This is a genomic window from Streptomyces sp. NPDC056231 (assembly GCF_048270745.1).
Lineage (GTDB): Bacteria > Actinomycetota > Actinomycetes > Streptomycetales > Streptomycetaceae > Streptomyces.
Window position 1 is genome coordinate 1 of record NZ_JBLVKW010000128.1, and the last position, 13,329, is coordinate 13,329.

The 13,329-nt window shown below is 68.8% G+C and carries 12 protein-coding genes and 5 pseudogenes; 8 read left to right on the top strand and 9 right to left on the bottom strand.

Features of this window, described 5'->3' with window-relative positions; translation table 11 throughout:
• Window positions 1-49 precede the first annotated feature (49 nt).
• The 3 genes and pseudogenes from ACNPQM_RS41505 to ACNPQM_RS41515 all read right to left on the bottom strand — a co-directional run bounded on the left by ACNPQM_RS41505 (window position 50) and on the right by ACNPQM_RS41515 (window position 2,712).
• Window positions 50-370: a hypothetical protein gene (locus ACNPQM_RS41505; protein WP_418088045.1), complete on the bottom strand. Its 321-nt coding sequence runs from the start codon at window positions 368-370 to the stop codon at window positions 50-52.
• 127 nt (window positions 371-497) lie between these two features.
• Window positions 498-680 (bottom strand): annotated as a pseudogene (locus ACNPQM_RS41510) (hypothetical protein); the annotation flags it as partial.
• Window positions 681-702: 22 nt separating this feature from the next.
• Window positions 703-2,712, bottom strand: a complete 2,010-nt coding sequence (locus ACNPQM_RS41515; RefSeq protein WP_418088046.1) for a hypothetical protein — start codon at window positions 2,710-2,712, stop codon at window positions 703-705.
• 384 nt (window positions 2,713-3,096) lie between these two features.
• On the opposite strand from ACNPQM_RS41515, the pseudogene ACNPQM_RS41520 reads away from it, so the two are divergent.
• A pseudogene (locus ACNPQM_RS41520) lies at window positions 3,097-3,291 on the top strand (ISL3 family transposase); the annotation flags it as partial.
• Window positions 3,292-3,411: 120 nt separating this feature from the next.
• Here ACNPQM_RS41520 and ACNPQM_RS41525 read toward each other — a convergent pair.
• The 3 genes from ACNPQM_RS41525 to ACNPQM_RS41535 form a co-directional block, all read right to left on the bottom strand.
• Window positions 3,412-4,389 (bottom strand): hypothetical protein, encoded by a 978-nt coding sequence (locus ACNPQM_RS41525; RefSeq protein ID WP_418088047.1) that lies wholly within the window; start codon window positions 4,387-4,389, stop codon window positions 3,412-3,414.
• On the bottom strand, window positions 4,386-5,738 hold the full coding sequence (locus tag ACNPQM_RS41530; protein ID WP_418088048.1) for a M48 family metallopeptidase: 1,353 nt from the start codon (window positions 5,736-5,738) through the stop codon (window positions 4,386-4,388). The genes ACNPQM_RS41525 and ACNPQM_RS41530 overlap by 4 nt, the downstream gene beginning before the upstream one ends.
• 787 nt (window positions 5,739-6,525) lie before the next feature.
• Complete coding sequence (locus tag ACNPQM_RS41535; RefSeq protein ID WP_071368014.1) at window positions 6,526-6,978, bottom strand: Lrp/AsnC family transcriptional regulator; 453 nt, start codon at window positions 6,976-6,978, stop codon at window positions 6,526-6,528.
• Between the two features lie 105 nt (window positions 6,979-7,083).
• Between ACNPQM_RS41535 and ACNPQM_RS41540 the strand changes: the two genes are divergently transcribed.
• Window positions 7,084-8,028 (top strand): SMP-30/gluconolactonase/LRE family protein, encoded by a 945-nt coding sequence (locus ACNPQM_RS41540; RefSeq protein ID WP_418088049.1) that lies wholly within the window; start codon window positions 7,084-7,086, stop codon window positions 8,026-8,028.
• Between the two features lie 213 nt (window positions 8,029-8,241).
• On the opposite strand, the pseudogene ACNPQM_RS41545 reads toward ACNPQM_RS41540, so the two are convergent.
• A pseudogene (locus ACNPQM_RS41545) lies at window positions 8,242-9,246 on the bottom strand (IS630 family transposase); the annotation flags it as partial.
• A gap of 69 nt (window positions 9,247-9,315) precedes the next feature.
• Here ACNPQM_RS41545 and ACNPQM_RS41550 point away from each other — a divergent pair.
• The 3 genes and pseudogenes from ACNPQM_RS41550 (at window position 9,316) to ACNPQM_RS41560 (ending at window position 10,795) form a co-directional block, all read left to right on the top strand.
• On the top strand, window positions 9,316-9,642 hold the full coding sequence (locus tag ACNPQM_RS41550) for a hypothetical protein (protein ID WP_418088050.1): 327 nt from the start codon (window positions 9,316-9,318) through the stop codon (window positions 9,640-9,642).
• Between the two features lie 295 nt (window positions 9,643-9,937).
• Window positions 9,938-10,132 carry a hypothetical protein gene (locus ACNPQM_RS41555; protein WP_418088051.1) on the top strand — a complete coding sequence of 65 codons (195 nt, stop codon included), beginning with the start codon at window positions 9,938-9,940 and terminating at the stop codon, window positions 10,130-10,132.
• 112 nt (window positions 10,133-10,244) lie between these two features.
• Window positions 10,245-10,795: pseudogene (locus ACNPQM_RS41560) on the top strand (hypothetical protein).
• Here ACNPQM_RS41560 and ACNPQM_RS41565 read toward each other — a convergent pair.
• Window positions 10,752-11,276, bottom strand: a complete 525-nt coding sequence (locus ACNPQM_RS41565; protein WP_418088052.1) for a transposase — start codon at window positions 11,274-11,276, stop codon at window positions 10,752-10,754. The pseudogene ACNPQM_RS41560 and the gene ACNPQM_RS41565 overlap by 44 nt on opposite strands.
• On the opposite strand from ACNPQM_RS41565, the pseudogene ACNPQM_RS41570 reads away from it, so the two are divergent.
• From ACNPQM_RS41570 to ACNPQM_RS41580, 3 genes and pseudogenes are all read left to right on the top strand, one after another.
• Window positions 11,239-11,391 (top strand): annotated as a pseudogene (locus ACNPQM_RS41570) (transposase family protein); the annotation flags it as partial. The gene ACNPQM_RS41565 and the pseudogene ACNPQM_RS41570 sit on opposite strands and share 38 nt — an antisense overlap.
• Window positions 11,392-11,427: 36 nt before the next feature.
• Window positions 11,428-12,114 (top strand): transposase, encoded by a 687-nt coding sequence (locus ACNPQM_RS41575; protein ID WP_418088055.1) that lies wholly within the window; start codon window positions 11,428-11,430, stop codon window positions 12,112-12,114.
• Window positions 12,115-12,258: 144 nt separating this feature from the next.
• Window positions 12,259-12,738, top strand: a complete 480-nt coding sequence (locus tag ACNPQM_RS41580) for an ISL3 family transposase (RefSeq protein ID WP_418088054.1) — start codon at window positions 12,259-12,261, stop codon at window positions 12,736-12,738.
• A 34-nt stretch (window positions 12,739-12,772) separates the two neighbouring features.
• Here the strand turns inward: ACNPQM_RS41580 and ACNPQM_RS41585 are convergent, their stop codons facing one another.
• Window positions 12,773-13,216 carry a hypothetical protein gene (locus ACNPQM_RS41585; protein WP_418088053.1) on the bottom strand — a complete coding sequence of 148 codons (444 nt, stop codon included), beginning with the start codon at window positions 13,214-13,216 and terminating at the stop codon, window positions 12,773-12,775.
• Window positions 13,217-13,329 lie beyond the last annotated feature (113 nt).

A 13,329-nucleotide genomic window follows, 5' to 3' on the forward strand; every position in this document is an offset into this window, starting at 1 on the left:
CCGGATACCTGTATGTCCCCACTCGGGACCCCTCTTCTCCCTGGACCACTCATGATCCAGCCTCCGAGATGTCCACGATCAGGGGGGAGGCCCCCTGCTCGGCAAGGAAGCCCACCGCGTGGGCCCAGATCACGTCGGTCGAGTTCACACTGAGACAGAGTTCCGGCGAGCCGTGCTGCCAGTCCGGATGCTCTGCCAGCGACAAGCCGTAGGTGAGCGTCGTGAGAAGCCCGTCCGGCAAGTCGTCGTACACGATCTCCGTCACGCCCCGCAGCCCCTGTTTGGTCGACTCGACAGGGAAGAACCGGGGCTCCCTCCCCCCGGAAAGCCGATCAAGATGGGCGAGGTACTTCTCTATGCGACTGGCCATGTGACCAGCCTGCACGATCGCTCACACGTGGACGCCATCGGGGGCGTCACCCGTAGCGCTCCCCCACAGGTCCACAGAAGTTGACACACCGAAGTCTGGAGAATGACGGCCATAGGACTGTGCCTGATCAGTCGCGGGTGGCGCCTCCGGGCCACACGATCCGCACCGGTACGCCGACACGGTCCGCGTACGCGACGACGTCGGCGGTGCCGCCGTAGGCGCGGGCCGGTTGGCCGTCCCACACGACGACCAGCCGGTCCGCGAGGCCCACCGCGATCTCGACGCCCGCCCGGTGGGCATGCGAGGCGGACCCTGCATGCCAGGGGCCGGTCTCAGCTGACGCGCACGGTCCAGACCGAGGAGTACGAGGCGGCCAGGGCGGACGTCGCCGGGCGGTAGACCCGCAGCACGAACGTACCGGACCGGGAGAAGGTCACTTTGCCGACCGCGGTCCCGTTGGTCCCCAGTGTCGCGCCGGCGACGGTCGTCCAGCTGCCATCGCTCTTGCGGATCTGGAACTGCAGCTTGGTTCCGGACACATACGGCGAACTGACAGCGGTGTAGGCGACGGTCCTGCCGTGCCGGGTGCTGATGGTTGGGCTCTTGACGGTCAGCTGCGCCGTGACCTTGTTGGTGAGCGAGCTGCTGGTCGATGCGGCCCACGTGAGCTGCTTGGCAGAGGCCACCGCACGCCAGGAGCCGTTGCGCTTGGCTGTGGTGGTGAAGCGGGCCGTTCCGGTGCCGTCGGCAGTGCCCACCGCGACGGTGCTCCAGGCGGTGGCACCCGCCGACCGGAATTGCAGCGTGACCTGCGCGCCGCCGGCCGGCTTGCCGCCGGTCTGGGTCACTGTCGCGGTGAAGGCCTGCTTGCCGCCGTACGTGCTGAGGGCGGGACCGCTGAGTTTGGTGGCGGTTGCGGCGAGTACCCGCAGCGGCTTCGTGGTGACGGTCGAATCGCCGAACTGCGACACCGTGGTCAGGGTGACCTGGTGCAGGCCGGGCTTGCTCGCTGTCCAGCTGCCCGACGGCAACGCGGGGTAGGCCCCGGTGGCGATCGTTGCGCCGTCGACCGCCAAAGTCCAGCTCTGGGCTCGGCTGAAGCCGTCCGCTGCGCTCGTGGTGGCGGCAGCCTTCCAGGTTTTACCGGCCACCGGCAAGGCATCGAAACCGGCGGTCCACTTGGGCTCCACCGGCGAGACGACGGTGACCGGAACCGCTGTCCGCCCGTGCGCGCCTCGGTTGTCGGTGACGTCGAACATCAGGGTGTGCGCGCCGTACGGGAGAGGGCCGCTGCCGACCCTCGCGTAGAAGCCACTCTGGTTGCCCTCGTAGGTGTAGTCGCCCACGGGTGTGGTGCCGAGCGGCCGGCCGTCCAGCATCACCTGGGTGCTGACCGGGTAGGCGTAGTTCAGATTGCGCGGCCACGGCTGGGCGAGGCCGGAAGGGTAGCTGTAGTTCAGCTTCACCGGACCGGCGTTGTTGTGGATCGCCGACTCGATCTGTGGGGTGACCGTGAAGCCGTGGTCCACCAGTGTGGTCAGCCGCACCGGCGTACCCGCCCGGCCCTTACTGTCGAAGGCGACTACGTACTCGTCCAGCCAGAGCCCGGCCTTGACTGCGCTGGTGTCGACCGCTCCTGCCCACACGCCGTCGCCGTCACCGTCCGACAGGTCGCTCGGCGCCGGCCAGGCCGGGTGGCTGGAGAAGTACTCCACACGGGACACGCCGGCTCCGCCGTCCGCGGCGGCGACGCGCAGAGCCAGTTGCTGGTCGGCAGTGAGACCCACCGGCTTGTAGTTGGTCCACGCATCCTCGCCGGGGAGGTCCGGGACGCTGACAACGGGCCGCTTGTTGTTCACCGTGACGCTCGTGGCTGCGCTCACGATCGCCGGCCGCGCGCTGTAGACGTCGATGCGGATGCTGTTCGCGCCGTCGTCCACGAGTGGCACCGCCACCGCGTTCGAGCCGCCGAAAGGCTGCGTTGCGGTGGTGTCGAGGACCGCGTGCAGGGTGCACGACGGCAGGCAGTCACCGGAGGCGAGGTCGAAGCGTCGGCTGACCGTTCCCGTGCCTTGCGCATCGGTATGCCCGGTGATGCTGACCACGGCGGCGTATGGCTCGTCGGTCGGATCCGCCTGCACGGAGAACGTGACCTCAGCCTCGCCGGAAACCGTCTGACCGGGGGTCACCGTGCCGGCCTCGTCACTACCCGAGACGATGCTGTCGAAGGTGACGACGGAACCTGTGGCCGCGGTGTCGGCCGCTGCCGGCAAGGCCGGGACGACGGCCACCAGGACGGCCGAACCGACCAGGGCGGAGAGAGATCGTATGGGTCGGGACACGCCTGTGGGCTCCTTCTGGTTCGGATGCTGCGGCCTTGCAGGTCGCGGGTCGCCTGATGCCCGAACGGACGCTCGGGAGCTGGAGCTTACGTCACCGGCGAACCGGTGGTTGGAGCAGGCCTCCACGCGCGCTGAGCCGCCGCGGCGGCCCAGCGTCATCCGGGCCACGACCTGCGGCGACGCAGGCGCTCTGCTGTGCTGACCTTGGCGAGGCCCGGGGTTCGGGTACACGCGAGGACCCTGACCAAGGACACCGCGCGAAACGGCCTCTACAGGAACCGGCGCCGCGGGCTGGCTGGCCGTCCCACACGGCAATCAGCTGGACCGCCAGGCCCACCAGGATCTCGCTGCCCGCCTGGTGCGCCTGGGATCACGGCCGCCCACGCCGTCGACCTGCCCCATCTACGCAGTCTCACCAACGGCCTCGAAATCGACGGGCCCGCCGTGGACGCCGGCTTCACCTTGGCCCACCACAACGGCCGCATCGAAGGCGTCAACACCCGCACCAAGAGGATCACGAGACAGATGCACGGACGCGCCGGATTCGACCTCCTCCGCCACCGCATCCCCCTGCCCTGACGGACACCCGGCGTCACCACCGACTACGGGCCAGAGCCTGATCAACGGCGGATCTGATGATCAAGGAAGGGGTTCGTGATGACCGATGCCGCCGTGGGTACCGCCCCGCGGCGGCGCGCGTCAGGGCCGCGGAGCGCTCAGCGTCCACAGTGCGGCGAGCAGGGTGGTCCCGCACAACGCCATACCCACGGCGGCCACCACGGTCCCGATGAAGAGCGCCCCCGTCACGGCGCCCACGACGAGCCCGATGGCGGCTGCCTGGGCGCCCGGCCACCACCAGGGCCGCGCGGAGAGCAGCGCGGCGTCGACCGGGGTGAAGGAGTCCTTCAGGGTCGTACGGACCGCCGCGTACTCGTCGAGGAAGATGCGTCGCGGCGCACGGCGCCGCAGGCGCCCGAGGGGCACCAGACGGGTGCCGTCCGGCAGCTGCGCCATCACTGCGCCGCGCCTGCCCGTCTTGTGATGTCCGCTCACCTCGACTGGGCCGCGGAGTTCGTCGAGCGCGGGATGCCACATGATCCGCTGCCAGACGACCGGCCGGTCGCTCGCATCCGCCTCGGCAAGCCGGAGCCACAGGGTCTCCGACAGCTCCTGCGCGGAACCGGGCCGGACACCGTAGTACACCGTCGCGGTCATCGCACGACCCGGCCGCCGCGCCGCCCGCCGGAACTGCAGGCCACGCCAGGCCCACACCGAGCACAGCCCGGCAGCCGCGATCCCGGCGAGCAGGACGGGGACGAGCAGGTCGTCCTCGGCGGCCGTCTCTTCCGGGTCACCGGGGAAGCCCCGCGGGCTCGTCTCGTCCGGGTCGTAGGCGACGGCGAAGTGACGGCCCTTGGTGTAGCGGTCGGTGTCGTAGATGCCGAAGCGCTGCACGTGTTCACGGCCCGTGTGGTCCCGCCAGCGCACCCGGATGTCCTCGCCGTCCCCGATGCCGTCCTCGACGATCACACCTGCGGTGCGGGCTGTGGCCCCCTCGCGGGCCTTGTCGTAGACGTACGCATGGAAACCCAGCCAACCGGCGAGCAGTGCGAATCCGGTCAGGGTGGCCGTCACGCCCAGAAGGGCAACACGCAGGGCGGGGCCGCGGCGTCTCATGCTCTCTCCGCCTTCGCGTTCCCGGTCTTCTCGAGTAGGACGTGGACGGGCGCCGGCTCACCGCCGTCCACGACTGTGACGAGCACCTCGTACAGGTCGACGACCGTGCCGTCCGGCGCCCTGAGCACCGTGTTCATCCAGCGGCCGGCGTAGGTCCAGCCGGCCTCCAGCAGCAACAGTGCCAGGGCCGCTCCCATGGCGCCGGCCAGTACCTGGCTGCCGACCGCCTTGCGTGCGGCGGCCGGCAGCCACCGCAGCTGGGGGTCGATCCGGCGAGCCAGGCGGTACCAGTCGGTGTCGGCCACGGCGTCCAGTGCCGCGTACAACGCCCGGACGGTCGAGGTCCGCCGGGTCGCGGCGCGCAGCGCCGCCGCGCCTGGGCCGCCGTCGGCGGGGAGGCGGAACCTGTCGGGATCGAGATCGAGGAGGCGTACCGGCTTCAGGTCCTCCGGCCGCAGAGCGCTGCCCCGGACACCGCCGCCCACCTGAAGCGTCGAACCGGGTCCGTCCGCGCAGGCCAGGCGCTGGACGCACCACTCGGCGACCGCGTCGGCGCCACGCAGCCCGAGCGGAGCCGAGCCGTACGCCGCATGAGTGCCGGTGTGCGGCAGCGCAGCCAGCCGCACGGCCGTCGGTGGGTGGCCGGTCACACCGTAGACGTCCAGGGCCTCGTCCTCGGCGTCCTCGCGACGGGCCCGGTCCAGCACCAGCGAATCGTCGAGGGCGAGGTCGAACGCCTCGTAGAGGTCCAGCGGATACGTGCCGTCCTCGACCAGATCCTCCACCCACTCCTGCGCGATCCCGCTGAAAGCCGCCTCGATGACGGCGGTCCGCTCGACGGACTCACGCACCGCCGTTCCGCCCACGACCCGTGCGGCCTCGGCGTCGGCCGTCAACTCCGCCTGCCAGAACCAAGATTGGGTCGCACGCAGCAGGGCAGCCGCCAATGGGGCCAGCGGACGCACGCGCCCTTCCAGCCGTTCCGCGAGCGCACCGCGTGCCGCCAGCAGGGCACGTGTCCGACGGTCGCCGAAGTGACGCTCGAGGGCCAGTTCGTGCGCGATCACCGCGGCCAACTGCGTGGTCGAGAGCGCTCGGACCAGTGGCAGCCCGAGCAGCAGAGCGTAGGCGTGTCCGCCCGCAACCCTCACGCGGCCCGTGAGCACCACCGGCTCCGGGAGGATCCGCACGAGCAGTGGAGCGCCGAAACCGGTCCGCTCGGCCATGTCCCGCACCAGCGCCGAAAGTTCCGGCTGATCGTCCGGCCGTACCGCCCTGCCCGGCAGGGCGTCCGGGATGACAACCGCGCGCAGGGCCGGAAGCATCCACAGCACCGGCAACGCGGCCATCTGCCAAACTCCCCAGGCCACCCCCACTGCCGCAAACAAAAGAGCGGGGCCGATCAGAGGCAGCCAGGCGACGGTGAACATGGCCGCGGTGAAGAGCCATGCACGGACTGCCGAGACCTGCGGTCCTCGAGGTATTCGACCGTCCATCACACTCCTGTCGCGCCGTGAGGTGTCGGCGGATTCTGTCATAGGCCGATCAAGGGAGCGAACAGATGGGCGAGGAAGGGGAAGCGATGGGCAAACGGGCTCGCCGGTGTCCCCTCACGGTGCCGAGGCCGACGCCATGGCTCACTACCAGGAGGTGCGCCCCAAGGGCCGGCCGACCCGCGAGCTGCGGACCGTGAACGGCGCCAGGATCCGGTCCAAGGCCGAGGCCGGATGGAAGGGCCCCTGGTTCCGCTGGGTGATCGTGGGCGGCGGGATGCTGTGCTGCCGCAATGGGCGTGGTCACCGCAAACCATGCGCCCGGGCGGTTGCCAGCGTCCACGAAGGCCGCGACCAGCAGCGACAGGGCTGCCGGAATGAACAGGAACATGCCGATGACGGCACCGATCAGTGCCCAGGTCAGCATGCCGGTCCCGATGACGAGGCAAGCTCGGGCGCACGCCTTCGCGTGCTCTCGCATCAACAGCGGCACGGCGGCCGATGCCGCGCTCACGACGAAGAGCCAAGCTAAGTGGTCGGGGCCGGAAGTCCCTCGGGGGTTGACGCCGAAGCAGCGACCGTGCATGTCGCTGCGGCAGATGTCGGTGGTCGCGAGATAGGGAGTGTCCGATGAAGTGCTCGATCACGTCTGCTCGGGAGTCCGCGGGGAGAGCGGCCGCTCGAAGAAGGTCTCAAGGACCACCGTGGCCTGCGTCCTGCTGACCCCGTCGATGGCGTAGATCCGGCGCAACACGTCCTGCAGTTGCTCGGTGGATGCGGTTCTGACCTTCACCAGCACCGAGGCGCTGCCAGCGATGATGTGCGCCTCCAGGATTTCGGGGAGCGCGGCGAAATCCTGTGCCGCATCACCCATCCAGGAAGTCGAGTCGACCATCACATAGGCCAGGACGGCGCCGCCCAGCGCGGCCGGGTCTGTCTCGACGGTGGTGCGCCGGATGACGCCGCGCTCCCGCAACTTGCGCACACGTTCGTGAGCGGCGCCGGCCGAGAGACCGGCGGCCTGGCCCAGCGCGGCGTAGGACTGGGTGGCGTCTCGCTGGAGCTGCGCCAGCAGGACGCGATCGACGTGATCCACAACTCTCCGTTCGGAATTCTCTTGTGCTGACCATACCTTGTCCTGTTGTCTAGGCTCTTAGCCAAAGCATGTTCAGTGTGCGATGCCTACAGAGAGGAAGGCCTCATGACCGGCGAGCGCCCCGGACTGTACGAGATGCTCGACGACCGGTTCCGTACCGGGCGATGCATGAACGGTGACGAGGCGCTGGAGGTCCTGTACACCGGCTGCCGCTGGGCCGAGGGGCCGATCTACCTGCCTGCCTGGCGGCAAGTGGTCTGGAGCGACATCCCCAACGACCGGATGCTGCGATGGGACGAAGAGACCGGTACCGTCAGCGTCTTCCGCCACTCCGCCGGGCACACCAATGGCAACACTCTCGACTGTCAAGGCCGGCTGATCACCTGCGAGCAGGGCAACCGTCGAGTGACCCGGACCGAACACGACGGCACCATCACCGTGTTGGCGGACCGGTGGAAGGGCAAGCGCCTGAACAGCCCGAACGATGCGGCCGTCAAGTCCGACGGTTCGATCTGGTTCTCCGACCCGGACTTCGGCATCACCAGCGACTACGAGGGCTATCGTGCGCTGAGCGAGATCGGCTCCAACAACGTCTACCGCATTGATCCGGCCACCGGCGAAGTGCGGCTGGTCGCCCACTGTTTCGGCGCCCCGAACGGCCTGGTGTTCTCACATGACGAGCAGCAACTGTTCGTCTCCGACACCCGAGCAGGCTTCATCCGGGTCTTCGACGTACACGAGGACGGCACGCTGTCCGAGGGCAAAGTCTTCGCTGAAGCGGAGGCCCGCAAGGCCGCCCGCTTCGACAATCTCCGCTTCGACGACGCCGGTCGGCTCTGGGCCGCCGCGATGGGCGACGGAGTGCACTGCTACGACCCCGATGGCACGCTGATCGGGCGGCTCAACGTCCCCGAGGCAGTTGCCAACATCTCCTGGGGCGGCGCCAAGCGCAACCGTCTCTTCATTGCCGCAGAGACCAGCCTCTACTCGGTGGTCATGGGCGTCACAGGCACGCACCCGACCGGACCGGGCCGCCGGCCCTGGCTCTGAGCGATCGGCTCCGGAAGTCCTTCGGGGGTTGATCATGCGGCGAGGCGGAGCGAGGATTTTTCCCTGGTGATCGGTGGTGTGCCGGTCGAGCCTGGCCAGCAGATCGTCCAGGTCGGAGGTGGTGAACTTCCACTGGAACGGCTGTGCCGTGGCATTGTAGCGGTCTTCGAAGGCTCGGAGCCGGTTCCTGACCTCGGTGAGGTCGGTGAAGTCGTTGGGTGAGACGACCTTGCGCTGGACGACGGAGAAGTAGATCTCCACCTGGTTCAGCCAGGAGGCGTGGATGGGCGTGTGGACCATGACGGCGTTCGGGAACGCGGCGGTCAGCCGGTCGGCGGCCTTCTTGCCGCGGTGGGAGGAGCCGTTGTCGACGATCCAGAACACCCGTCTGGCGCTGGCGTAGGGCTGTTGGGTCATGACCTGGGTGACCAGGTTCATGAAAGGCTCGATGCCGGTGCGTGGTTCGGTGCGGCCGGACACCCTGGCGGTGTGGACGTCGTAGGCGGCCAGGTAGGCCACGGCGCCGCCGCGCTCGTAGGTGTGGTTCACGCGCATCGCTCTCGCCCGGCCGGGTGCGAGGGTGGGGTGGCAGCGGCAGCGGGCCTGGATGGAGGTCTTCTCGTCCGCGCTGATCACGTACTCGTCCTCGCCGAGCGGGACGCCCTGCCAGGTGCGGGCGTACAGATCCAGCACGCGCTGGGCCCTGGTGCGGAAGTCGGGATCGGTGATGAAGATCCAGGAATGGTGCTGCCAGGGTTTGAGCGCGTCGTTGGCGAGCCAGCGGCGCACGGTGGAGGCCGACACGAACGTGGCGATGCCCCGGACCATCGCCTCGTGGGCCAGTTCCGGGCACGACCAGCGCGACAGCGGCACACCACTCTCGGCGGGTAACCGGCAGGCCAGCGCCTTGACTTCGGCCATCTGCAACGCGGTAAAGGCCGGCGGGCGGCCGGAGCGTCGACGGTCCGCGAGCCCGGCCAGGCGCTGCTCGGCGAATCTGCCCCGCCACCTGCGCACCGTGTCCAGATGCAGGCCGGTCTCCCGGGCGATCCGAGCGTTGGAGCGTCCCCTGGCCGCGTGCAGGACCACCTGCGCCCGAGCCCGCAGCCGGTACTCGGTCTTGTGACCGTAGGCCATCTTCTTGAGCCGCCCACGCTCGGAGGCGGTCAGGGTGATCAGGCGGGCCGGGACAACAGGCATGGAGCGGGAGCCGATCATGAGAGAGACAGAGCACGACAGCCGTAGCCTGCCGTCTCTCGGCCCCGGCCCGGCGGGCAGGATGGTGCCATGCCCGCACCCTCGGAACACACCAGGCTCTCACTCGAGCAGCGCCTGGGCGACCACGCCCGCACCGCCTGGCCGCAGCTGACCCGCCTGCACGTCCGCCACCGCGGCACCTTCGCCTACGTGGCCGGGCAGCTGGCCGACGGCGAACAGGTCAAGCTGATGCGACTGCGCTACAACGGCACCGCCGCCACGTGGGGCTTCGCCCTCTACCTCGCCAGCAGCGACACGTACGAGAACACCGTCCTGCCCACCGGCTCACTCACCGGCACCCCCGCACAGGCCCTCGACTGCGCCTGCCACCTCCACCTCGCCACCCCGAGCACCTGACCGGACGCCAGCCACGATCCCGCCTTCGAAGTCAACCCCTGAAGGATTTACGGAGCCGACCACTAAGAAAGGGGCGAGCAAGAGCCCCAAGGCCGCCGCACCCCCAGCCGCCACGACCCCCGCCACAACCCAGGCCCGCTGCCGAGCAGACACGCCCTGACATTCCTCCACCACGCCCCCACCCTCTTGAAGTTGAACGCGTTCAAGTTATCGTATGTTGCAGTGAGGCGAGAGACCGGCAAGCCGTCGGACTCTGGGACGTGCGACCGGCTGTGCGGTCGAGTCGGGGGTGCTCATGACTGATCGTGACTGGAACGACGACAGCGACTACGACGACGCAGTCCAGCGGGCCGAGCAAGCAACACGGGTCGGCTGGGCGGCGATCGCCAGCACCATCGGGGTGCTCGGCTGCGCGCTCATCGCCGCGGCTGTCGTCTGCGTAGTCGCAGTCATCGGGTCTCTATACGTCGTGATGGCGATAAATAGCTGAGAAGCTGTTGTCTTTCCGGGCTTGAGGACGGCGTTTCCACTGGTCGGGCGTAGGGTCGACGATCCTGTGGGAGTGGTGATCTGTCGTGTCGCCGCTGCTGTGGAGGTCATGGATGCCGTCGGTCGTGGGGCTGCTGGAACAGCGCGAGCTCGTCGCTCGCCGTCGCGTGAACGAGCTGCGGGAGGAGGCCGACCGCATCCAGGCTGAACTGGCCGTGGCCGAGCGGGACTGGAAGGAATGGGCCATCGCTCGCTCGCGGGTGGGCGAGGTGCTTGCTCCGGTGGAGAGACCAAGCATGGCCACGACCAGGCCGACCGGACAGCACCGGCCGCCGACGGGCAGGCCGAGGGGGCATCGTCAACGCAGGAAGCGGCGAAGGCGAAGTGGCAGGTGCCGGTGTGGCGTGAAGGGCTTGCGTGGTCGGCGTTGTCGGTGGACTACCAGCGCATCCTCAAGGCGCTCGCGGACCGGGCCCGGCTCGGGCAGGGGCCACTGACCTGCCAGAAGATGGCCGCCTTGTTCGGCATGGACGTAATTGCGGCGCGGGTGGAGGCGTTGAGGTCGAAGGCGAAACGCCTGGTCGCGCGCGGCTGGCTGGCCGAGCCGGCGCCGGGCCGGTTCACGCTCGCCCGCAGCGTGAGCGGGCCAGGCGGCGGGTCATGAGCAGGGTCATCGACCAGTAGATCATCGCCTCGGCGCTGGTGGTGCGGCGTTCGAAGTCACGGACCAGGCGGCGGCTTCGCATCAGTTGGGCGAAGAGGCGCTCGACGATCCACCGTTTGGGCAGCACCACGAAGCCGCGCATGCTGTCGCTGCGTTTGACGATCACCAGGACCAGGGCGAGCGTGGCCAGGCAGTACTCGACGAGGCTGCCGGTGTAGCCGCCATCGGCCCAGACCAGGGCCAGCAGGTGGTGGGCGTCGGCGACTTGGTGCAGCAGGACCCGGGCGGCGGCGCGGTCGCCGGCATCATCATCGCGCGTCGTCATCAAGGTGGTTGGGCTCAAAGTCCGGACCGTGGAAGAGGTCGTGCTCCGGTTGAAGGAGCTGTTGTTCCCGTCGATCGCGGACGTCGCGGTGCTGTCGGTGGAGGTGAATATCGAGATAGTGCGCGTTGACGCGCGATGCACAACGGCTGGCGCCATCTGTCCGGGGTGCGGGGCCCCGTCGACCCGGGTTCACAGCTCCTACCTGCGGTGTCCCGCTGACGTACCGAGCGCCGGACGAACGGTCTTACCTCAGTTACGGGTCCGGCGGTTTCGGTGCCAGAACACCGTGTGCCCCCGCCGTACCTTCGTGGAGCAGATATCCGGCCTGACCCGCAGGTACGGCCAGCGCACCGAGCGGCTGCGCTCGACCCTGGCCGCCGTTGGCCTTGCTCTGGCCGGACGTGCCGGCGCCCGGCTGGCTGCCGTCCTCGGCGTGTCCGTCAGCCGAAGCACGGTTTTGCGCCTGGTCGACGCGCTGCCTGAGCCGGAGGTGCCCGCACCTCGGGTGGTCGGCGTCGACGAGTACGCCCCCGCAAGGGCCGCCACTACGGCACCGTGCTGGTGGACGTCGAGACCCGCCGCCCGATTGACCTGCTCCCGGATCGGGAGGCATCCAGCCTGGCTCGCCCACCGGCCAGGCGTCGAGGTCGTCTGCCGGGACCGAGCACCGTTCTTCGCTGAAGGCGCCACAGCCGGAGCGCCACAAGCGGTCCAGGTCGCGGACCGGTGGCATCTCTGGCACAACCTGAGCGAGGCCGCTGAACGGAGCGTCGCCCAGCACCGCCGCTGCCTGAGCGTTCTGACTCCCGCAGCACCTCAACCCGAGCGCGGGCCCGTTCCAGCTGCGGATCCGTCCGCGTCACCTTGGCCACGAGGACACCGGTTCGCCGACCGGACGCGGGCACGGCACGCTGCCGTCCACGCCCTGCTGAAGGCGGGACACAGCCGACGATCGGTTCAGCGGGAGCTCGGGATGTCCTGGCACACCGTCTAGCAATTTGCCGACGTCGCAACGCCGGAGGAGTTGTTCACCGGGCAGTGGCAGAACCGGCCCTCGGTCCTCGATGACTACAAGCCCTACTTGGACGACCGCTGGAGCGAGGGTTGCACCAACGCGTGGAAGCTGTGGGAGGAGATCGTGCCGCTCGGCTACAAGGGCAGCTACCAACGTGTTCGCGCCTACCTGCACGACAAGCACACCTCACTGCGGCCAGTTACCGCCCGGCCACCCTCGCCCAGGGCCGTCGCAGGATGGATCCTCCGGCACCCGGATACCCTCCCTGAACCCGAGCAAATTCAGCTCAAGGCCGTCCGGACTCACTGCCCCGAACTCGATGCCCGCACCCGCCACGTCCGTTCCTTCGCAACCATGCTCACCGAACGCCACGGCGAGCGCTTGCCGGACTGGCTCGACGCCGTCCGGCAGGACGACCTGCCCAGCCTTCACACCCTCGCCGCCGGCATCGACCGCGACCGCGAAGCCGTCATCGCCGGACTCACCCTGCCCAGGAGTTCCGGTGTCGTGGAGGGTCATGTCAATCGGATCAAGATGCTCAAGCGCCAGATGTTCGGCCGTGCAGGCTTCGACCTCCTACGCAAGCGAGTCCTGCTTGCGTGACAGTCCTCGCGATCTCCCACCGCTGGGGCACCGCTTAAACCGGCTCCTCGTGCACGTCAATCTCAAAGGGTACGCGTTCAAGCAGCAGTTCGAGATGCCTCTCCATGGTGGCAAACCACTGGTCGAGGTCCGCATCGGTGTCGTGAAAGAACCACGAGTCGAAGTACCCCAGGGCGTCCAGAGCAGGTTCGGGCTCGTAGCGCAGTTCGCAGTGGACCTGCACGTAATGGTCATGCTCACCGTCGACATCGCTGATGTCGAACTGTCGCGTGAGGTCCACCGTGAACATCGGTCGCCCGCTGAAGGCGTACGTACCGTACTGGAAGAGCAAGCCGTCGGAGTCGGGTATAGCCGCTGTGTCAAAGCGCTGCTGCCCAAATCGCATGAAGGCCAGCCATACAGCTTTAGAGGTCAACTCGGCCGTCGTCGATCGCCCAACCGCCAGCTCGGCACGCAGGATATCGAGCGCCTCCTCCACCCGCGGTCTGTTGGGCACGCTAGTGGCTCGTCAGGCAGCCTTGGCCGGGTAATGCGTCCAGGAGCGGATGGGTGAGTCGGGGGCGAAGTTGGTCTTCGGTTCGGTGCGGGCAT

Coding starts and splice junctions, on each gene's coding strand:
- ACNPQM_RS41505 (WP_418088045.1), bottom strand. CDS start 370: ATGGCCAGTCGCATAGAGAAGTACCTCGCCCATCTTGATCGGCTTTCC.
- ACNPQM_RS41525 (WP_418088047.1), bottom strand. CDS start 4,389: ATGAGACGCCGCGGCCCCGCCCTGCGTGTTGCCCTTCTGGGCGTGACG.
- ACNPQM_RS41530 (WP_418088048.1), bottom strand. CDS start 5,738: ATGGCCGCGTTGCCGGTGCTGTGGATGCTTCCGGCCCTGCGCGCGGTT.
- ACNPQM_RS41540 (WP_418088049.1), top strand. CDS start 7,084: ATGACCGGCGAGCGCCCCGGACTGTACGAGATGCTCGACGACCGGTTC.
- ACNPQM_RS41550 (WP_418088050.1), top strand. CDS start 9,316: ATGCCCGCACCCTCGGAACACACCAGGCTCTCACTCGAGCAGCGCCTG.
- ACNPQM_RS41555 (WP_418088051.1), top strand. CDS start 9,938: ATGACTGATCGTGACTGGAACGACGACAGCGACTACGACGACGCAGTC.
- ACNPQM_RS41565 (WP_418088052.1), bottom strand. CDS start 11,276: ATGGCGCCAGCCGTTGTGCATCGCGCGTCAACGCGCACTATCTCGATA.